Genomic DNA, 19,182 nt, shown 5'->3' with positions numbered 1-19,182 from the left:
GCAGCCCCGGCCCGAGTGAGGCCGGGGCTGCAGCTCGCTCTTCGCTCAGGGTGTGGCGAAGAACTGCTCGACGGCAGGCTGGGCATTGGGGTTACCCACGCCGATACCGATGACGGCGCCGGCGATGGTGCCGACCACTGCGCCGACAATGCAGCCTGCGATGAAGTTGGGGAAGATCGACACGCACCCGATGGCCATGCCCACGTTGGAACCGATCGCCATGCCCTGCAGGCCCGCGTTGTTCCAGCCGGTATTGATCTCGTTGGTCATCTTGTCGAAGGCGTCCTGCTTCACTTCGTTCTCCGGGAAGAACTGTTCGGCCACCTGGCTGCTGCCGCCGTCGGCTGCCGGGGTCATCAGTGGCTGCGACCAGTCGATTCCCTGAGGTGCGGGATCGGCATACGCAGTGCCCGCCCCGACGGCCATCGCGGAGATGACGAATATGGACAATGCCAGAGTTTTCAAGAGTTTCATGGAAATTCCCACCATGTCGTAGGACGAACACGGCCCCCACCTGAGTGCACCGAACATCGTTGTGCGTGGACCATATTCGCTGGAAAACCGGAACGGCTACATGCATATGTGGGTGCGCGGTGATGCTCCCCGTGTGCGAACTAACCCATAGCCCTCCCGAAATCGTCTTCGGAGTCGGACGGAAAGCCCCGCTACGGGGTTCCGAGGAATTCGTAAACCGCTGGTGGCGCAGCGGGGTTCGCGTTGCTGATCCCCGTGACGGCGCCGATCGCTGCGCCCACCGCGGCACCCGGGAGGCACCCGCCGAGGATGAGGAAGATGCACCCGACGACGAATCCGATGCCTGCGCCGATCGCGGTCGCGGTCCCGCCGCCGTTGTCCCAACCGATCTGTAGTTGCTGGACCATGTTGTTGTACGCCGAATCCCTGTCGACCGGGGTGAGGGCGAGGGTTCCGGCGACAGGGGTCGTCGTGGGTGTCAGGTTCAGGAACCGGCCGGCGTCGGTGATGAGCGGATCGATCGCGAACTGCACACCGGCGATCGAATAGCGCAGGGGGATCGTGCCCACCGAGGTGCCCGAATCGTTGACGATGTCGACGGCGGCGGCCGTCCGCGACAGGGTGAAGTGCCCGGCGTCGAGTGCAGTGCCGACCGATCGGCCGTCGGCGCTCAGGCTGGTGTGCGAGATGACGGCCTGGTCGGCGGGAGTGGGGGCGGCATACGCGGTACCCATTCCGACACACAGGGTGGCGATCAGCAGCGCTGCCGGTGCTGTCACTCTATGCAGTTTCATGGTGTTTCCCATGCGTAGTAGCGGATGACAAACGACAAATCTGGTTCGACCTGGCGCTTCACTTGCCCCGACCGGCGAAAGCGTCCGTAACCTGCCTACTGCAGACATCTTCCCCCTTCGGATGCCCCAGTTTTCGGCCTTTCCGCAAAATACGTGCGTATCGGGGTGTCGGTCCAGGGATTACACCGTGAGCCGGTAGAACCGGAAGAACGCGAAATCCTCGATCGGCAGGACGTCCATGGTGCCGAAACCGGCCGCCTCGGCGTAGCCGCGCAATGTGCTCGGGCGCATGACCGTTCCGGTGCCCGCGCTCGGTGTGTGGTTCATCCCGTCGGGAAGGCACACGGTGAGGCTGAATCCGTACATCAGACGCTCGATGTCGCTTCCCGGCGCGGAGAACTCGTCGTCCACCGCCTCGTCCATCACGATCAGCGCGCCACCGGGAACCAATGCCCTGCGTACCGCGGACAGTACATCGACGGGCGCGGGCATGTCGTGGATGCATTCGAACGCGAACGCGGCCGTGTAGCTGCTCTCGGGAATTCCCGCCGCATCCGATTCGGTGATCGTGATCCGATCGGCGACGTCCGGCCGCTCGCGCACATTGGACCTCGCGAGTTCGACGGTCGCGGTGTCGATGTCGTAGCCGTGGAGCCGGGCGTCCGGGTAGGCGCGCGCGAGTGCGATCGTGGACCAGGCGCCGCCGCATCCGACGTCGGCGATCGCGGCACCGGGCGTCCGGAGCAGTGCGTCGACCTCGGGAACCGATGCCAGCGCACCGGGAAGAACCTGCTCGTACCACGGACGATTCATGTCGGCCTGCGACTCACGGGCATCCGCGCCGTACTTCGCCCAACCCACCCCGCCGCCCGTGCGGTACGCCTCCAGCAATGCGGGCATCTGCGAGGTCGCGGCGACGAAGATCCGCGCCAGCGGGGCAAGATAGTTGAGACTCTGCTCGTCGGTGAGCACTTCGGCGGCGCCGGCCGGAAGCGTGAACGTCCGTGGCTCCGAATCGTCGACCGTGAGAAGTCCCGACACGGCCTGCTGTTCGAGCCACTCCCGCGCGTACCGCGGGTGGGTGGAGGTGCGTTCCGCCAGTTGGTCCGCGGTCGCCGGACCGTCCGACGCGAGACTGCGGTACCAGCCGAGACGGTCGCCCAGATGGACGGCGAGGAGGTCGATCGCCCCGAGCGATGCGTCGAAAATGCGCTGGGACACCGCCCCGGCGTCGGCTTCGGGTATGGACATCGCGGACCTCCGGTGGGAGTGCGGGGCGAAGCTTCGTCTCCCCATCGTGAGCTACCTGATCTGCGGTGTCACGGATCGTTCGCCGGGCGAATGAGGGTCGGTCGCGGGAAGCCGGAAACCCCAGGGCAACTCGAGGCGATGCTCGGCGAGCAGCGCGGGGTCGCCGAGCAGTTCCAGGATCGGACCGTCGGCCACCAGGTGTCCCTCGTCGAGGATCACGGCGCGCGTGCACAACTGGGCGGCGTACGGCAGGTCGTGCGTGACGAGCAGCTGCGTGGTGTCGATACCCAGGAGGACTTCGGCCAGTTCACGTCGGGCGACGGGGTCGAGATTGCTCGACGGCTCGTCCAGCACGAGGACGTCCGGGGCGCACGCGAGGACCGTCGCCAGCGCGACGCGGCGGCGCTGCCCCACCGAGAGGTGCGCGGGATTGCGATCCGAGTGTGCCGTCATGTCCACGGCCGCCAGCGCATCGTGCACCCGCTCGTCGAGCGCGGTCCCGGTGACCCCGAAATTGACCGGGCCGAACGCGACGTCCTGCGCGACGGTCGGCATGAACAACTGGTCGTCGGGGTCCTGGAAGACGATGCCGACGCGGCGCCGGACCTCCCGCACCGTGTCCCGGGACGCCCCCCGCGACAGTTCCAGCCCGCCCACGGTGACACTGCCCCCGGTGGCCGTCAGAATGCCGTTGAGGTGCAACATCAGTGTGGTCTTCCCGGCCCCGTTCGGACCGAGAACGGCCACCCGCTCGCCGGGTTGCACCGTGAGATCGATCCGGTGCAGCGCGGCCCTGCCGTCCGGATAGGCGAACGAGACGCCCACGAGATGCACGGCCGCGGTCATCGGAGCACGCACGCCGTGATACAGATCCCCACCGCGCACACGGCGGGCACGAGCCCCGCCCGCCACATCGCGGCGGTCGCCGGGGGCGCCCCGGCCGTGGGAACGGAACCGGTGAATCCCCGCGACAGCATGGCGAGGTGGACGCGCTCGCCGCGCTCGTAGGACCGCACGAACAATCCGCCGACGCCCCGGGCGGTGGCACCGATCTGCCGGAACGTCCGGGGGTCGTCGCCGCGGGAGAGCCGGGCGGTGCGCATCCGCTCGACCTCGGCGGTGAGCAGGTCGAGGTAGCGCAGCATCAGCACCACGATCGTGGTGAGCATCGCGGGCACCCGCAGCCGCGCCAGACCCAACGGCAGGTCCCGCGCGGGCGTCGTCGCGGCGAGCGTCAGCGAGACCAGGACGCCGAGCGTGCCCTTCACGAGAATGCCCCAGGCCGCGTACAGGCCCGCGACCGACAGCGACAGTCCGAGGGCGGTGACGCGTGCGCCGCCCTCGGCGAACGGCAGCAGAAGCGCGAGCGTCACGAACGGCAACTCGATCAGCATCCTCGGCCCGATCCACCGCAGCGAAATGCCGGCGATCCGCCAGATCACGAGCAGGATCGCGAGATATCCTGCGAACGCCCAGAACGCCTCGCGTGGCGTCGCGACCACCGCGAAGACGAAGACGACGGCGCAGACGATCCCGACCTCGGCGGGCATCCGGTGCAGAGGGGACGTGCCGTCGAGGTAGAGCGGGTGGGCGTGACCGGCTCCCACGGTCAGGGGCTCGTTCGGTTCCGCCGCGCGCGGGCGAGCAACCAGAACAGTCCACCCGCGACGACGAACGTGGCGGTCGCGCCGATCACGCCCGCGACCCCGGTGAGATGCGACCGGCCGCCCACCGTGTAGTCGGCGAGCGGCGAGTCCGACAACGGATGGGCGGACGCGTTCTGGGCGATGCAGTCACCCACGAGCGTCTCCCCGGTATCGGTTTCCACGGTTTCGCACCCGCGAGTGGTCGCGGCATCCAGACCGTCCGGACTCGAGCTGGCGAGGTAGGAGACCGCGCCGGCGACGAGCAGCGCCACCAGCGCGAAGCCGAGAAGGAATCGGCGCAGCGAGACCGGCGACGACGTGCTCATGCCTGCACCTCGACTCGTCGCGGTGCCGTCCGCAGCAGGTACACGAGGTCGGGGCGCGCCTTCGCGACGGCCGTCACCGTGACGGCGGTGATGAGGCCTTCGCCGATGCCGATCAGCACGTGCGCCCCGAGCATGTACGCCGCCACCGGGCCCAGCGACGTCGAATCTCCGGATGTCGCATGACCGCCGATCGCGTACTCGAGGACGAAGCCCATCGACGCCGCCACCGTTCCGCACAGTGCCGCGGCGAATGCGAGTCCGCCGAGGACGCGGAAGCGCAGTCGCTGCTGTCGCACGACGAGCGGACGCAGGGCCACCGCGACGCCGTAGCCGACGACCACCCCGATGATCGCCATGTTGGTGATGTTCGCTCCCAGCGCCGTCAGCCCACCGTCGGCGAACAGCAGGGCCTGCACGATCAGCACGATCGAGACGCAGAGCATCCCGGTGTAGGGGCCGACGAGGATGGCGGCGAGCGCACCACCGAGGAGGTGTCCGCTCACACCGGGAAGGATCGGGAAGTTGACCATCTGGACCGCGAAGATGAAGGCCGCCACGAGACCGGCCATCGGTGCAGCGCGTTCGTCGAGTTCCGAGCGCGCGCGCCACGCGGCGATCGACAGTCCCGCCACCGCGACGACGACGAACAGCAGTGAGGTCGGCGCATTGATCAGGCCGTCGCTCATGTGCATTGCCACGGGTTCCACGGCGACTCCTCCGGCCGGCAGCTGATTCTTCGAAGTCTAGTTTCTCGTATGAACACTTGAACAGGTGTTCATGGGTGCGGGAAACGCGTCTGGGGCCTCCGCGACTGCCGGGTCAGTGCCAGGTGTGGTCGACGAGCGCCGTGCGGGGCCCGAACTTCGGTTTGACGGCCTTCCCGCTCACCTCCAGCAGCCGCACGGCGCGATGGCGGTGCGGCTGAAGCGGGGCCAGGTACTCCACCATCTCGGCGTCGTCGAGGGGCTTGCCGAGCAGCGACCACCCCACCATCGCGGCGAGGTGATAGTCGCCGACCGACAGGGCGTCGGGGTCGCCGAGCGCACGCTGCGACACCTCGGCCGCCGTCCAGATCCCGACGCCGGGGACGGACATCAGCCGGCGATTCGCTTCCTCGCGGGGGAGGTCGACGATCTTCTCGAGCCGGTCGGCTACCTGCGCGCAGCGGACGATCGTCCGGGACCGGTTCGGGTCGACGTTGGCCCGGTGGAATTCCCAGGACGGAACCCGCCGCCACACGTCCGCGGTCGGGGGCAGCCGCATCCCGTCCGGAGCGGGACCGGGAGCGGGCCCGCCGAACTTCCACACGAGACGCCGCCACGACGCGAACGCCGCTATGCCGTGCACACGCTGCTCGAGGATCGCGGGCACGAGGGCCTCCATCACCCGGTCGGTGCGGCCGAGGCGCAGCTGCGGGAATCGGCGGTGGGCCTCGACGAGGATCGGATGGCCGGGGGCGAAGTCCGCGCAGTCGTCGTGGTCGCCGACGAGGCGGCCGAGTCCGGCGGACAGCTCGTGGGCGCCCGCACCCCATGCCTGACAGCGCACCGAGTGGCGGTCGGTCTGAGTGAGGCGATAGGTGACCGGGCCCGACTTCTGCACCGACGTCCGCCAGATCGAGCCGTCGGCCGTCCGGCGGTGGCAGGGGTCGCCCTTGCCACGTTGCAGCGGCTGCAACGACATGGCGACGTCCAGGGGACGCCGCGCGGTCACGGTGGTCTCGACCACCTCCAGCGAAACCGTCATCGAATGCAGCGTATCCACTCCGAAGGCGACCGCTACCGGCGGATGTCGGAGCGCGCACGTAAAGTCCCAGCCATGATCATCGTGAGTACCGACGGATCCTGCCTCCGCAACCCCGGTGGGGCGATCGGCTGGGCATGGGTCAATCACGAGGGTCCCAGCCAATCGGGTGGCGAACCCTCCGGGACAAATCAGATCGCCGAGCTGCGGGCCTTGCTCGAAGCGATCACCGCGCATCCCGGGGCCGATCCGCTGCTGATCGAGTCCGATTCCCAGTACGCCATCAAGTGCGCGTCGGAGTGGCTGCCCGGTTGGAAGCGCAAGGGCTGGAAGACGGCGGGTGGTGCTCCCGTCAAGAATCTCGCGCTGGTGCAGTCCATCGACCGGGCCATCGGCGAACGTCCCGGGCCCGTGCGTTTCCGCTGGGTTCGTGGTCACGTCGGCAACCACTACAACGAGATGGCCGACGTCCTCGCCGGCGAGGCGGCGCGCGCCGTCGCGTCCGGTGCGCTCGCGCCTGCACCGGTGACAGCGCCGGCCCCCGCGCCCGCACCGGCAGCCGTCGCGCCGTCCACCCCCGAGGCCGAGGACGCGTTCACCCTGTTCTGAGGCGGCCCCTGTTCTGATCCGCCGGGGTTCTGCGTCCGGCACTGCGTCGAGGAGAAGATTGTTGTCCGAGGATCTGCGGGTGCAGGAGTTCTGGCGTGCGCTGGGGCTGCCCGGCATCATCGACGTCCACACCCACTTCATGCCCGCGAACGTGATGGAGAAGGTGTGGGGTTACTTCGACGCGGTCGGTCCCCTCACCGGACGTGAGTGGCCCATCCACTACCGGCACGAAGAGGACGTCCGCGTCGAACACCTGCGCGGGTTCGGTGTCAGGCGGTTCACGTCCATGATCTATCCGCACAAGCCGGAGATGGCCGCCTGGCTGAACCAGTGGTCGGTCGAGTTCGCCGAACAGACCCCCGATTGTCTGCGGACGTCCACGTTCTACCCCGAGGAGTCCGCGGCCACATATGTCGCGGAGGCAGTCGAGTCGGGCACGCGCGTCTTCAAGTCCCACATCCAGGTGGGCGATTACTCGCCGAACGATCCGCTCCTCGACCCCGTGTGGGGTGTGCTGCAGGAGTCGGGTGTTCCGGTGGTCATCCATTGCGGATCGGGGCCGGCGCCCGGCACCTACACGGGCCCCGGCCCGATCGCCGAATTGCTGGCGCGGTACCCGAGGCTGCACCTGATCATCGCCCACATGGGTCTGCCCGAGTACCGGGAATTCCTGGACTTGGCCGACCAGTACACCAACGTGTATCTCGACACGACGATGACGTTCACGGACTACACCGAAGCGGCCACACCGTTTCCGCGCGACCAGGTGCACCGGCTGGCGGATCTGCAGGAACGCATCGTGTTCGGCAGCGACTTCCCCAACATCCCGTACCCCTACCTCGACGCACTCGAGGGACTCACCCGATTCGACCTCGGCGAGCCGTGGCTGCGGGCGGTGTGCCACGACAACGCGGCGCGACTCTTCGCGATCGACTGACAACCCGGTGCGGTGCCGCGTCGATCGGGTTCCGTGTCACCGTCATTCGCCCTCCGGCCAGTCGCCGCTGCTCTCGCCCGGGCGTAGGGTGCCGAACGTCCACTCGAAGCCCTCGAGGTCGAGGACCCGGCAGCGATAGTTCCCCCATTGGGTGTCGGCGGGCTCCCAGACCGGGGTGGCGCCGGCCTCGATGGCGGTGGCATAGACCTCGTCGACTTCGCTGTCGGCGCCGACGCTGAGATACGTGCCGTGCCCGACGGTCTCGCCCCGGAGCGCAGGCCGGTCGTAGTTGCCGTCGTCGCTGAAGACCATGATGGCGGCGGCGCCTCGGCGCAATTCGGAATGCATGATCCCGCCGTTGTCGTCCGGGAACTCGAGGGTGGTCTCGAACCCGAACGCGCGCTCCAGCCAGCGCAGAGCGGCCGGGGCGTCACGGTAGGCGAAGTAGGAGTGCAGGGCGGCCGGGCGTTTCTCTGTAGTGGTCATGGGGCGACGATACGAACTATCGAGGTCAGCGACGGTCCTCGATAACTTCCGGCCGGGCTACCGTGCGCTAGAAAGGATTCCACCAGTTGATGAAGGCGATGTAGAGATTGGTCGGGAAGAAGAACTCCCAGTCCAATCCCATGTACGGCAGGTCGGGCAGTATGCCGATCATGATCCCGCCCCGTTGTTCGTCAGCGCGGCCAACAGGTGCAGCGGGTTGGCGATCGGCGGTGGGAAAATGTCGATGTCCACCCAGTTCATGAGACTCTCCTCGGGTCGTCCCGACCTACCCGGCGTATCGCCTGCGGGCGTGACCTGCGTTACCTCCCCGAGGCGCTGGGACTGTGTGCAGCGAGGGCTTCCGCAGGCAGGAGAGTGCCCTCGGCAGGATTCGAACCTGCGACCTACCCTTTAGGAGAGGGTTGCTCTATCCCCTGAGCTACGAAGGCGCTGTGCACGCGCTGGGCGCACACCGAGGTGAGTGTAGCGGGAATGGTGGTGCGCTCGCGATGGGGAGGGCATGGTTGTCGCAGATGTTCTGGAAGTGACGACGGAACGGGAGACGCACATGTCCGAGATCGACTTGACCGACCTCGCTGCGCGGCACGACGGTTCGCTGAACTTGCACGGTTATCTGGCGAGGCCGACCGGTGAGGGTCCGTGGCCGGGCGTGGTGATGGTGCACGAGGCGTTCGGCTTGGACGATGTGATGCGTCGGCAGGCGGACAGGCTGGCGGCAGCGGGGTTTCTGACGCTGGCGCCGGACTTGTTCAGTGCAGGCGGGGCGCGACGCTGTCTGGTGTCGACGATGCGGGCGATGCTCTCGGGGAAGGGGCGGGCGTACGGGGACATCGAGGCCGCGCGTCAGTGGTTGTCCGGCTCGTCGGACTGCACGGGAAAGATCGGTGTCATCGGGTTCTGCATGGGCGGCGGGTTCGCCCTGATGACCCTGCACACGGGGTTCGACGCGGCGGCCCCGAACTATGGGGTCCTGCCGCGCGACCTCGCGGCGGCGGTGGCGGGTGCGTGCCCGGTGGTCGCCAGTTACGGCGGGAAGGACTTCGCCCTGCGGAACGCGGCGGCCAAGTTGGAGGCGGCGCTGACGAAGGCAGGCGTGACTCACGATGTGAAGGAGTACCCGACCGCCGGTCATACGTTCCTGAACGACGAACTGGCCGGCCCGAAGGTGCTGCATCCGCTGGCGAAGGTCACGGGGATGGTGCCCGACCCGGAAGCCGCCGCCGACGCGTGGAAGAGGATCGACGGTTTCTTCGGTGAGCACCTGGGTTGATCAGTGGATGTACTGGCGCGCACTCGAGGTGGCGTGCCGGTAGTCGAGACCGCATGCCCGGACGACCTGCCCGAGGCTGAGGTAGCCCTCGACGCTCGTGGCCTTCGCGAATTTGCCGTCGGCCCGCACCGTGACCGTGACGCTGGACGCGACCGAATCGACCCGCGCGAGCTCGTACTCGTCGACGCCGTCGGCGGCCTGAGCCACGCAGGTGACTGCGCCCTGGGCGTACGCGATCTCGATCAGGTCCTCGATCATGTGCAGGCTCCTCGCCTCGAAGTAACGAACTGAGGTTAGCCTTAGCTACTCGGCTTCTGTCAAGTCCCTCGATGCGGAATGCCGTCCTCGACCGTGGTCCGCGAGCGGTCCCGGCGTAACGTGACCCACGCTTTCGGACGGTGACAGCAAGGACTGAGAAGGGTTGCAGGTGTTCCATGGCTGACCGCACTTCCTCGACGGGCTCGATCGGATCGGAACCGGGTGATGGCTCGGGGGCAGGATCGGCGGGCGAGCCGCATCTCTCCCGGCAGCTCGCGAACCGGCACATCCAGCTGATCGCGATCGGCGGGGCAATCGGCACGGGACTCTTCATGGGGTCCGGGAAGACGATCTCGCTGGCCGGACCGTCGGTGATCTTCGTCTACATGATCATCGGTTTCATGCTGTTCTTCGTGATGCGCGCGATGGGTGAGCTGCTGCTCTCCAACCTGCATTACAAGTCGTTCTCCGACTTCACCGCCGACCTGCTCGGCCCGTGGGCCGGGTTCTTCACGGGGTGGACGTACTGGTTCTGCTGGATCGTCACCGGCATCGCCGACATCATCGCGATCTCCGGTTACGTGCAGTACTGGTGGCCCGACCTCCAGCTGTGGATCCCGGCGCTGGTGGCCATCGCGGCGCTGCTGCTGCTGAACCTGCCGACCGTGCGGGCGTTCGGTGAGACCGAGTTCTGGTTCGCGCTGATCAAGATCATCGCGATCGTCAGCCTCATCGTCGTCGGGCTCGTGATGGTGTTCGCACACTTCACGTCGCCCAACGGGTCCGAGGCCGGCTTCGACAACCTGTGGAACGACGGCGGCATGTTCCCGACCGGGGCGATGGGTTTCGTGGCCGGATTCCAGATCGCGGTCTTCGCGTTCGTCGGTATCGAGCTCGTCGGCACCACCGCGGCCGAGGCGAAGGACCCGGAGAAGAACCTGCCGAAGGCCATCAACTCCATCCCGATCCGCATCCTGCTGTTCTACGTGGTCTCGCTGATCGTGATCATCTCGGTCACGCCGTGGCGTGAGGTCGTGCCGGGCGAGAGCCCCTTCACGGCGATGTTCACCCTCGCCGGTCTGGGGATCGCGGCCGGAGTCATCCAGTTCGTCGTGCTGACGTCCGCGGCCTCCTCGGCGAACTCGGGAATCTATTCGACGTCCCGGATGGTCTACGGCCTCGCGCAGGAGGGTGACGCCCCCGCCCGGCTCGGCAGGCTCTCCTCCCGCAAGGTTCCGGCCAACGCGCTGATGTTCTCGTGCGCCTTCCTGCTGTCGGCGATCGCGCTGCTGTTCTCCGGCGACTCCGTCATCGAGGCGTTCACCACTGTGACGACAATCTCATCGGTGCTGTTCATGTTCGTGTGGACGATGATTCTGGCCAGCTACATCGTGTACCGGAAGCGCCGGCCCGAACTGCACCAGGCGTCGAAGTTCAAGATGCCCGGTGGTGTGGTGATGTGCTGGGTCGTCCTGGCGTTCTTCGTGTTCCTCATCTGGGCGTTGACCCAGGAGGCGGACACCCTCGAGGCTCTTCTCGTCACCCCGGTATGGTTCGTCGTGCTCGGGATCGCGTGGGCGGTGATTCGCCGCCGTACCCCGCACCGCGCTCGCTACGCCGCTTTCAAGGCCGAGCTCGAGGAGCGCCGAACATAAACATTCGGTAACGGTGGCGCGGACCTATATCGTTTTGTTACATTCGTCGCCAGACAGAGGAGCCCACCCCGGATGGGGAGAGCTGCAATCCGACGACTGACGAGGTATTTACTGTGGGTTCCCACCACCGGGCGAACGGGTCTTCCATTCGCTTCGAGATCGATCCGGACGCGGCGCGCGGGCGCCATCGCAACCAGCAGACCGGAGCGGGTGTGGGCATCAAGGCCGCGACTGTTGCGGCCGCCACCGGAGCCATCGTTGTCGGTGCAGCCCAGCTGGGCGCCGGAAACGCTGCTGCCGCCCCCGTCGACTCCCACGAGACGAGCGGCGCGCAGACCCTGCCGGGCCTGCCGTTCGAGATCCCGGCCGGTGTCCTTCCCGCCGGCTTCGAACTGCCCGCCGACCTCGGTGCCGCCGCCCAGAACCTCGGCGGCCCGGACCTCGGCGCTCAGGCACAGCAGTGGCTGTCCAACGTCAACCCGGTCAAGCCGCACGCGGTGCAGCCGGTGTCGGGCAAGCTGACCTCCAACTTCGGTTCCCGCTGGGGAGCGCACCACGGCGGCATCGACATCGCGGCGCCCATCGGCACCTCGGTGCTCGCGGCTGCCGACGGCCAGGTCATCGACGCCGGAGCAGCGTCCGGTTTCGGGCTGTGGGTGCGTCTGCTGCACGACGACGGCACCGTCACCGTCTACGGACACGTCAACGATTACACCGTGAGCGTGGGGCAGCGCGTCACCGCCGGGCAGGAAATCGCCCACGTCGGTAACCGCGGCCAGTCCACCGGACCGCACCTGCACTTCGAGGTGCACGACGCGAGCGGAAACAAGATCGATCCGGGGCGCTGGCTGCAGGATCGCGGCGTGTCCGTCACCTGGGGCGACGCAGGCGCCAACGCGTAAGGGCCTATTCCGGCTCGAGGTCGTCGTCGTTGCGGAACACGAGTGGTCCGCTGTCGAGGGCGATCGCCCAGCGCCGTGAGACGGCCCAGTCCCGGCCGTACGAATCGTTGCTGATGTCCTGGACGCCGGCGAAGTCGTCGACGATGACGCCGGCCTCCAGGGGCCACTTCTTCTCGGCCAGTTCGTGATCGGCCGAATGCCGCGTTTTCACGCGCGTGCCCACGGAGAACTCTGGTTTCTTCTTGGAGTCGGTATCAGGCGTCATCTCAAAGTCCTTCCGCTCACCAGCGTCTGGTTCGAGGTTAGCCCGCCATCCCGCATTCGCGCGGGATGAACGGATATGCTCCCCCGTGAGCGCAGTTCGACGCGCAGTTGGGGAGTGGTATGGGTCGCGAAGTGACGTCTCGGACATTCACCCGAGCAGACCGGCGCCTGTTCCGGCAGAAGGTGCTCATGTGCGTCGACGCGCTCGAGAGGATGCTGCGGGAGGGCGCGTTCGCCGACGACGTCGACCCGCCGAGGCCCATGCTGGGCATGGAGATCGAGTTCAATCTCGTCCACGCCGACATGACGCCCGCGATGTCCAATCTCGCAGTCCTCGAGTCGATCGACGACGACGCCGTGTTCCAGACCGAACTCGGTCAGTTCAACGTCGAGATGAATGTCCGGCCGGGTCCCCTGATCGGTGAGGGGACGTTCGAGCTCGAACGCACCCTGCGCGCGTCGCTGCACGTCGCGGACGCGCGGATCCACGGGCACGACGCCCAGCTGGTGATGGTGGGCATGCTGCCGACGCTGCAGCTCGAGCACCTCGGCCGGGAGTGGATCACCGCGAATCCCCGCTACGAGCAGCTCAACGATCAGATCTTCGCCGCGCGCGGGGAGGACATCGAACTCGACCTCGAGGGTGTGCCGCTCGAGGGCCGGCTCGCCGAACAGCTGAAGGTGGACGCCAATTCGGTGCTCCCGGAAGCCGCGTGCACGTCCCTGCAGCTGCACCTGCGCGTCGCGCCGGACGAATTCGCCGCACACTGGAACGCCGCGCAGTGCCTGGCCGGTGCCCAGGTGGCGCTTGCCGCGAACGCGCCGTTCATGGCGGGCACGGCGTTGTGGCACGAATCCCGCATCCCGATCTTCGAGCAGGCGACGGACACGCGTCCGCTGGAGCTGAAGAACCAGGGTGTGCGGCCCCGGGTGTGGTTCGGGGAGCGATGGATCACGTCGGTCTTCGACCTGTTCGAGGAGAACTCCCGATACTTCCCGGCGCTGCTGCCGGAGGTCTCCGACGTCGACCCGGCGGCCGAGCTCGATGCGGGCCGGGTGCCGGACCTCAGCGAACTGCAGATGCACAACGGCACCATCTACCGGTGGAACCGCCCGGTGTACGACAGCGACGACGGCAAGCCGCACCTGCGGATCGAGAACCGGGTGCTGCCCGCGGGCCCGACGGTGCTCGACACGATGGCGAACGCCGCGTTCTACTACGGCGCGCTGCGTGGGCTCGTCGAATCGGATCGGCCGGTCTGGTCGCAGATGTCGTTCAACGCGGCCGAGGAGAACCTGCATGCCGGCGCGAAGTACGGCATGGACGCCGAGTTGTACTGGCCCGGTGTCGGGTTCGCGGGCGCCGACGAGCTCGTCCTGCGGCGGCTGCTGCCGATCGCCGACGAGGGGCTCGCCGCGTTCGGACTGTCCGCGAAGGCCCGCGACCGCTACCTCAGCGTCATCGAGGGCCGGTGCGTCACCCGGCAGACGGGGGCGTCGTGGCAGCGTGCGCAGGTGGTCCGGCACGAGAACGCCGGTCTGAGCCGCCCGGAAGCCCTGGCCGCCATGTTGCGTCAGTACGTGGAGAACATGCGCGAGGGCAGCCCCGTCCACACCTGGCCGGTGTGAACGGCGCCGCCGCGGTTCTCACACCGTCGCCGACCAGCTGTCGGGGCCGAACACCTCGTAGTGGATGTTCTCGGCGGGCACGTCCTTCGCGAGGAGCGCCTCGCGCATTCCGAGCATGAACGGCAACGGACCGCACAGGTAGGCGCGGGTGCCGGGCGCGATCGTGACCTCGCCGAGGTCCGCGCGTCCCTCTCGCAGGCTGCCCTCGGGCCGCCGGGCGCCCAGGTCCTCGTACCAGCGGTGCATCACCGCGAACGGCAGACGTTCCACCAGTTCGGTCAGCTCCGCGCGGTGTGCGTGACTGCTGGCGGACCGGTCGGCGTGGAGCACCGAGATCGGTCGGCTGTCCTCGGTGTCGGCGAGGTGGCTGAGCATCCCGATCATCGGCGTGCATCCGATGCCCGCGGACACGAGGAGAAGCGGCGCGTCGTCGTCCTGCAGGACGAGGTCGCCGAACGGCGTCGACACCGTCACGACGTCGTCTTCGAAGACATTGTGATACAGGAAGTTCGACACCTCGCCTGCTCGTTTCACCGAGATCCTCCAGTCGCCGCGCGACGGGGCCGACGACAGGCTGTACTGGCGGATCTGGCGCGCGCCGTCCGGCAGGTGAACCGCGACGGAGAGGTACTGGCCCGGAGCGAAGGACGGAAGCGGCGAGCCGTCGAGTGACGTGAGCACGAACGACACCGTGTCGGCGGACTCGTGGCGGCGCTCGCGGACCCGCACGTCCCGCCACACGTCGCCGGCCGCCACCCCCGCCGAGGCGTAGAGGCCGGCCTCCATCGCGATCAGGGTCTCCGCCATCAGCCAGTACACCTCGTCCCAGGCCGCAGCGACCTCGGGAGTGACGGCGTCACCGAGGACCTCGACGATGGCCGCGAACAGGTGCGTGTGCACGATCGCGTACTGCGAGGGCTCGATTCCCAGTGAGGCGTGCTTGTTCGCGATCCTCGACAGGATGAGGTCGACGCGCGCCTGATCGGGCTCGAGTTGGAGGGCCGCGAACGCGGCGATTGCCCCGGCCAGCGCTTTCTGCTGCTCGCCCTGCTTCTGATTTCCGCGGTTGAACAGGTCACGTTCGAGTTCGGGGTGCGCGTCGAACATCTTGCGGTAGAACAGCGTAGTGATGTCCGAGATCGCGGCGCCGACCACGGGCAGGGTGGCGCGGATGACGTCCGTCGAGGTGGGCGAGAGCATGTCATTCTCCGATCGTTCGAGAAATCTGGGAGGTTGTGGCGGCGGTAACTCGCGGGAGGGCGAGCAGCACGGTTCCGGTGGGGGACCGGGTGAGGTCTTCGATCGTGAGGGCGTCCAGCGACTCGAAGAACGCGTTCTGCGCGCGTCGGAGAGCCGACCGCAGCAGGCACCCCGATCGCAGCGGGCACGGTTGGGCGCCGTCGCAGTCGACGACCTCCGCATTGCCTTCGAGTCGGCGGGCGAGCCAGCCGACGGACGCGGTGCGCCCGAGTTCGGTGATGGCCAGACCGCCCGCGCGTCCCCGGCGTGCGTCGACGATGCCGAGCTCACCCAGCCGGGTAATCACCTTGGCGGTGTGGGTGTACGACACCGACAGTTCCTCGGCGATCGCCCGGCTCCCCGGTCGTTCGCCGTCCCCGGCAACGGCCAGTCGCATGACCACCCGCAGTCCGAGGTCGGTGAACTGTGTGAGTTGCATGACCCGAACGTACTTTAATTCTCATCTCGGATACCAAATTTGTGACGGACGTCGCTGGGGTGAAGCTGGATCGGAAAATGCTGTGGCCCAGTCATATTCGCGTTGGACAGATGACCCCACGTTCTCATCATCGCCGAAGTCGGCCGCCGCCGCTACGGGCGGAGAGCCCGAGTCTGCAAGGACTTAAGTCCCTCCTCGAAAGGCGAAGGGCGGCAGACGCGAAGCGGAGGCCGGGGATAGTGTGAAGTCATGAGCACACGGGACCGCAACAGCGTCGTCGTCGGTGTCGACGGATCGGACACCTCGAAGTCCGCTGTCCGGGTGGCTGCCGAACTGGCCACCGAACGTGGACTGAACCTGAAGATCATCCACGCACTCGACTTCGCTCCGTACGGGTTCGGCGGTCCCTACATGGATTCGGGCGGCGTGTACGAGTGGGTGGAGGCGAGCGGCAAGGCAATTCTCGCCGAGGCGCAGGAGCAGGCGTTCGCGGTCAATCCCATCATCGACGTCCACACCGAACTGTCGATCGGCAGCAGCGCTCAGTGGCTCGTCGACCTGTCCGAGAACGCCCGGGTCGTGGTGGTCGGCGCGTCCGGGTCCGGAGCGGCCGCCACCGCACTGCTCGGGAACACGGCGATCAACGTCACCAGCCACGCGCACTGCCCGGTCGTCGTGGTTCGCGGTGACGCCCACGCAGGCGGGCCCGTCGTGGTCGGCGTCGACGGCAGCCCCACCAGTGAGCGGGCGATCTCGGTGGCCTTCCAGGAGGCGTCGCTGCGGAACGCGCCGTTGGTGGCCGTCCACGTCTGGAGCGACCTCGGACCGAAAGCGTTCGAGGACCCTCGGGCCGCAGCCCTGGTGCCGCAGGGGCTCGAGGAGGACGAACACGCCGTTCTCGCCGAGAGCCTCGCCGGCTGGCAGGAGAAGTACCCCGACGTGCGGGTCACCCGGGAGGTGTACATCGACAATCCGAGGGCGCGATTGCTCGAGTGGTCGAAGAAGGCCCAGCTGCTGGTGGTCGGCAGCCGGGGGCGCGGAGGGTTCAAGGGGATGCTGCTCGGATCGACCAGTAACAGCCTGGTCGGTGGTGCGCATTGCCCGGTAGTCGTCGTGAGGCCTGCACGCCCCTGACGCGATTGCTCGCAGTAGGGTCAGGGGTTGAAGCAGGAACAGGTTGCAGGTAACGCCAGGATTGGGGAACGACGTGCGCATAGGTATGGGCTTGAACTACAGCGGCGGTTTCGCCGAGACGGTCGACGAGGTCGCCGACCTGGAGAAAGCCGGGCTCGACATCGCGTTCGTGCCCGAGGCCTACTCGTTCGACGCGGTGAGCCAGATCGGCTACCTCGCCGCCAAGACCACGACACTCGGACTCGCTTCGGGCATCTTCCAGATCTACACCCGCACGCCCAGCCTGACCGCCATGACGGCAGCCGGCCTCGACTTCGTGTCGGACGGCCGCTTCGTGATGGGTCTCGGCGCCTCCGGCCCGCAGGTGATCGAGGGCTTTCACGGCGTCAAGTACGACGCCCCGCTCGGGCGCACCCGCGAGGTCGTCGAGATCTGCCGCAAGGTGTGGCGCCGCGAGAAGGTCGAGTTCCAGGGCAAGTACTACCAGATCCCGCTGCCCGCCGAGAAGGGCACCGGGCTGGGCAAGCCGCTGAAGATCATCAACCACCCTGTGCGTGATCGCATCCCGATCGTCATCGCCTCGCTCGGGCCGAAGAACGTGGAGCTGACCGCCGAGATCGCCGAAGGCTGGGAACCCATCTTCTACCACCCGGAGAAGGCCGCGAGCGTGTGGGGAGAGCCGTTGGCCAAGGGCAAGGCGAAGCGCGACCCGAGCCTCGGTGAGCTGCAGGTCTTCGCATCACCCGCTCTCGCCATCGGTGACGACGTCGAGCACATGCTCGACTGGGTTCGCCCCGGCCTGGCGCTGTACATCGGCGGCATGGGCGCGAAGGGCAAGAATTTCTACAACGACCTCGCGGTCCGGTACGGCTACGAGAAGGAAGCCGAGACCATCCAGGACCTCTACCTGTCGGGCAAGAAGGACGAGGCCGCCGCCGCGGTGCCGGACGAGCTGGTGCGGGCCGTGTCGCTGATCGGTCCGGAGAGCTACGTCGCGGAGCGGGTGGCCGCCTTCGCCGAGTCGGGGGTCACCACGCTCACCGTCACCCCGCTCGCCGCGGATCGTGCGGGCCGTGTCGCGTTGGTCGAGAAGCTCCGCAAGATCTGCGGGTAGCCCCGTAAACCCAGCAGTGCCCAGCCGGAATAATCAGGAAAGGTGACCATGACCGGAATCAAGCCGATCGTCGTGGGTGTGGACGGATCCGAGTCGGCCTCGGCCGCGGTGGCGTGGGCTGCGCGCGCCGCCGCCGCACTGTCGCTCCCACTGCACATCGTGACAGTGGTGCACATTCCTGCCTTCTACTACACCGAGCCGTACCTGGCCGAGAGTTTCAAGGAAGAACTCGAGGACACGGCGAAGTCCCGGCTGGGCAGTGCGCGGGTCCATGCCAAGCAGACGGTGGACGAGGCGCTCGACATCACTACCGAACAGCACGAGGGCAAGGTGAGCCAGACACTCATCGAGCTCTCCGCGAACGCGCACATGGTGGTGCTCGGTTCGCGCGGGCACGGTGAGTTCACCGGTCTGCTGGTCGGTTCCACCACCTCCGCGGTCGCCGCGCACGGCCATTGCCCGCTGGTGGTCGTGCGGGGGCGGACCATGGACGGTCAGCCGCCGACCGAGGGGCCGATCGTGGTCGGCGTCGACGGTTCGGAAAGCAGCAAGGCGGCGGTGGAAGTGGCGTTCGAGCAGGCCGCCGCCCGCGGTGCGAGCCTGGTCGCGGTCAATGTGTGGAGCGATGTCAGTGTGCAGCCGTCGCTCGGAGCCAGCCCGGAGGACCCGCTGTGGAGCAGCATCCAGACGGGTGAAGAGGTGGTGCTGTCGGAGCGCCTCGCCGGATACCAGGAGCGGTATCCCGACGTGACGGTCGAACGCGTCGTGGCGCGGGACCGTCCGGTGCGGGTGCTCAGCGAATTCGCCGAGAAGGCGCAGCTCATCGTCGTGGGCAGCCGTGGCCGGGGTGGCTTCAAGGGAATGCTGCTGGGCTCCACCAGCAACGCGTTGCTCCACACCGCGGACTGCCCGGTGATGATCGTCAGGCCGGAAAGCTAGCGCCCCCGATCACGACGATGGTGCGGTAGCCTTCGCTCGACTTCGCGGAGGA

At 67.5% G+C, this 19,182-nt stretch carries 22 protein-coding genes and 1 tRNA gene; 9 read left to right on the top strand and 14 right to left on the bottom strand.

Annotated elements, in window-relative coordinates; genetic code table 11:
- Nucleotides 1-45: 45 nt before the first annotated feature.
- From DTA22_RS22645 to DTA22_RS22610, 8 genes are all read right to left on the bottom strand, one after another.
- Nucleotides 46-474, bottom strand: coding sequence for a hypothetical protein (locus tag DTA22_RS22645; protein ID WP_037231028.1), 429 nt, complete (start codon nucleotides 472-474; stop codon nucleotides 46-48).
- A 191-nt stretch (nucleotides 475-665) separates the two neighbouring features.
- Nucleotides 666-1,268, bottom strand: coding sequence for a hypothetical protein (locus DTA22_RS22640; RefSeq protein ID WP_037231025.1), 603 nt, complete (start codon nucleotides 1,266-1,268; stop codon nucleotides 666-668).
- Nucleotides 1,269-1,448: 180 nt separating this feature from the next.
- On the bottom strand, nucleotides 1,449-2,519 hold the full coding sequence (locus DTA22_RS22635; RefSeq protein ID WP_112300961.1) for a class I SAM-dependent methyltransferase: 1,071 nt from the start codon (nucleotides 2,517-2,519) through the stop codon (nucleotides 1,449-1,451).
- A 51-nt stretch (nucleotides 2,520-2,570) separates the two neighbouring features.
- A complete protein-coding gene (locus DTA22_RS22630) occupies nucleotides 2,571-3,365 on the bottom strand; it encodes an energy-coupling factor ABC transporter ATP-binding protein (protein ID WP_112300960.1) in 795 nt (264 codons plus the stop codon).
- Complete coding sequence (cbiQ, locus tag DTA22_RS22625; protein ID WP_112300959.1) at nucleotides 3,362-4,126, bottom strand: cobalt ECF transporter T component CbiQ; 765 nt, start codon at nucleotides 4,124-4,126, stop codon at nucleotides 3,362-3,364. The genes DTA22_RS22630 and cbiQ overlap by 4 nt, the downstream gene beginning before the upstream one ends.
- Nucleotides 4,127-4,128: 2 nt before the next feature.
- Nucleotides 4,129-4,491 carry a PDGLE domain-containing protein gene (locus tag DTA22_RS22620; RefSeq protein WP_112300958.1) on the bottom strand — a complete coding sequence of 121 codons (363 nt, stop codon included), beginning with the start codon at nucleotides 4,489-4,491 and terminating at the stop codon, nucleotides 4,129-4,131.
- A complete protein-coding gene (locus DTA22_RS22615; RefSeq protein ID WP_112300957.1) occupies nucleotides 4,488-5,183 on the bottom strand; it encodes an energy-coupling factor ABC transporter permease in 696 nt (231 codons plus the stop codon). Before DTA22_RS22615 ends, DTA22_RS22620 begins: the two co-directional genes overlap by 4 nt.
- Before the next feature lie 127 nt (nucleotides 5,184-5,310).
- A complete protein-coding gene (locus DTA22_RS22610) occupies nucleotides 5,311-6,237 on the bottom strand; it encodes a DNA-3-methyladenine glycosylase family protein (protein WP_112300956.1) in 927 nt (308 codons plus the stop codon).
- Between the two features lie 72 nt (nucleotides 6,238-6,309).
- Between DTA22_RS22610 and DTA22_RS22605 the strand changes: the two genes are divergently transcribed.
- Nucleotides 6,310-6,843 carry a ribonuclease H family protein gene (locus tag DTA22_RS22605; RefSeq protein WP_037230776.1) on the top strand — a complete coding sequence of 178 codons (534 nt, stop codon included), beginning with the start codon at nucleotides 6,310-6,312 and terminating at the stop codon, nucleotides 6,841-6,843.
- A gap of 61 nt (nucleotides 6,844-6,904) precedes the next feature.
- A complete protein-coding gene (locus tag DTA22_RS22600; RefSeq protein WP_037231023.1) occupies nucleotides 6,905-7,780 on the top strand; it encodes an amidohydrolase family protein in 876 nt (291 codons plus the stop codon).
- A gap of 42 nt (nucleotides 7,781-7,822) precedes the next feature.
- Here DTA22_RS22600 and DTA22_RS22595 read toward each other — a convergent pair whose 3' ends face one another.
- Both DTA22_RS22595 and DTA22_RS22590 read right to left on the bottom strand, forming a co-directional pair.
- The gene (locus tag DTA22_RS22595) at nucleotides 7,823-8,266 is read right to left on the bottom strand and encodes a VOC family protein (protein ID WP_112300955.1); all 444 of its coding nucleotides are present in this window, start codon (nucleotides 8,264-8,266) and stop codon (nucleotides 7,823-7,825) included.
- A gap of 376 nt (nucleotides 8,267-8,642) precedes the next feature.
- Nucleotides 8,643-8,715, bottom strand: a tRNA-Arg gene (locus tag DTA22_RS22590).
- Between the two features lie 71 nt (nucleotides 8,716-8,786).
- Between DTA22_RS22590 and DTA22_RS22585 the strand changes: the two genes are divergently transcribed.
- Complete coding sequence (locus DTA22_RS22585; RefSeq protein WP_112300954.1) at nucleotides 8,787-9,557, top strand: dienelactone hydrolase family protein; 771 nt, start codon at nucleotides 8,787-8,789, stop codon at nucleotides 9,555-9,557.
- On the opposite strand, the gene DTA22_RS22580 is transcribed toward DTA22_RS22585, so the two are convergent.
- Nucleotides 9,558-9,815: a hypothetical protein gene (locus DTA22_RS22580; protein WP_105415257.1), complete on the bottom strand. Its 258-nt coding sequence runs from the start codon at nucleotides 9,813-9,815 to the stop codon at nucleotides 9,558-9,560.
- A gap of 176 nt (nucleotides 9,816-9,991) precedes the next feature.
- Between DTA22_RS22580 and cycA the strand changes: the two genes are divergently transcribed.
- Both cycA and DTA22_RS22570 read left to right on the top strand, forming a co-directional pair.
- Complete coding sequence (cycA, locus tag DTA22_RS22575) at nucleotides 9,992-11,470, top strand: D-serine/D-alanine/glycine transporter (RefSeq protein WP_174233846.1); 1,479 nt, start codon at nucleotides 9,992-9,994, stop codon at nucleotides 11,468-11,470.
- Nucleotides 11,471-11,583: 113 nt separating this feature from the next.
- The gene (locus tag DTA22_RS22570; protein ID WP_037230771.1) at nucleotides 11,584-12,372 is read left to right on the top strand and encodes a M23 family metallopeptidase; all 789 of its coding nucleotides are present in this window, start codon (nucleotides 11,584-11,586) and stop codon (nucleotides 12,370-12,372) included.
- Between the two features lie 4 nt (nucleotides 12,373-12,376).
- On the opposite strand, the gene DTA22_RS22565 is transcribed toward DTA22_RS22570, so the two are convergent.
- The gene (locus tag DTA22_RS22565; protein WP_005251602.1) at nucleotides 12,377-12,637 is read right to left on the bottom strand and encodes a hypothetical protein; all 261 of its coding nucleotides are present in this window, start codon (nucleotides 12,635-12,637) and stop codon (nucleotides 12,377-12,379) included.
- Between the two features lie 119 nt (nucleotides 12,638-12,756).
- Between DTA22_RS22565 and DTA22_RS22560 the strand changes: the two genes are divergently transcribed.
- Nucleotides 12,757-14,265, top strand: coding sequence for a glutamate--cysteine ligase family protein (locus DTA22_RS22560; RefSeq protein WP_112300953.1), 1,509 nt, complete (start codon nucleotides 12,757-12,759; stop codon nucleotides 14,263-14,265).
- Nucleotides 14,266-14,283: 18 nt separating this feature from the next.
- Here the strand turns inward: DTA22_RS22560 and DTA22_RS22555 are convergent, their stop codons facing one another.
- Together DTA22_RS22555 and DTA22_RS22550 are read right to left on the bottom strand one after the other, a co-directional pair.
- Nucleotides 14,284-15,465: a globin domain-containing protein gene (locus DTA22_RS22555; protein ID WP_037230769.1), complete on the bottom strand. Its 1,182-nt coding sequence runs from the start codon at nucleotides 15,463-15,465 to the stop codon at nucleotides 14,284-14,286.
- Nucleotide 15,466: 1 nt separating this feature from the next.
- Complete coding sequence (locus DTA22_RS22550) at nucleotides 15,467-15,943, bottom strand: RrF2 family transcriptional regulator (RefSeq protein WP_112300952.1); 477 nt, start codon at nucleotides 15,941-15,943, stop codon at nucleotides 15,467-15,469.
- A gap of 249 nt (nucleotides 15,944-16,192) precedes the next feature.
- Here DTA22_RS22550 and DTA22_RS22545 point away from each other — a divergent pair, with 249 nt between their 5' ends.
- The 3 genes from DTA22_RS22545 (at nucleotide 16,193) to DTA22_RS22535 (ending at nucleotide 19,130) form a co-directional block, all read left to right on the top strand.
- Nucleotides 16,193-17,077, top strand: coding sequence for a universal stress protein (locus tag DTA22_RS22545; protein WP_037230767.1), 885 nt, complete (start codon nucleotides 16,193-16,195; stop codon nucleotides 17,075-17,077).
- A gap of 73 nt (nucleotides 17,078-17,150) precedes the next feature.
- Nucleotides 17,151-18,191: an LLM class F420-dependent oxidoreductase gene (locus tag DTA22_RS22540; protein ID WP_112300951.1), complete on the top strand. Its 1,041-nt coding sequence runs from the start codon at nucleotides 17,151-17,153 to the stop codon at nucleotides 18,189-18,191.
- A gap of 48 nt (nucleotides 18,192-18,239) precedes the next feature.
- On the top strand, nucleotides 18,240-19,130 hold the full coding sequence (locus DTA22_RS22535) for a universal stress protein (RefSeq protein WP_037230765.1): 891 nt from the start codon (nucleotides 18,240-18,242) through the stop codon (nucleotides 19,128-19,130).
- Nucleotides 19,131-19,182: the final 52 nt, after the last annotated feature.

It is taken from the genome of Rhodococcus wratislaviensis (assembly GCF_900455735.1).
GTDB classification, from domain to species: Bacteria; Actinomycetota; Actinomycetes; order Mycobacteriales; family Mycobacteriaceae; genus Rhodococcus_F; species Rhodococcus_F wratislaviensis.
This window is presented reverse-complemented; position numbering and strand designations above follow the sequence as displayed.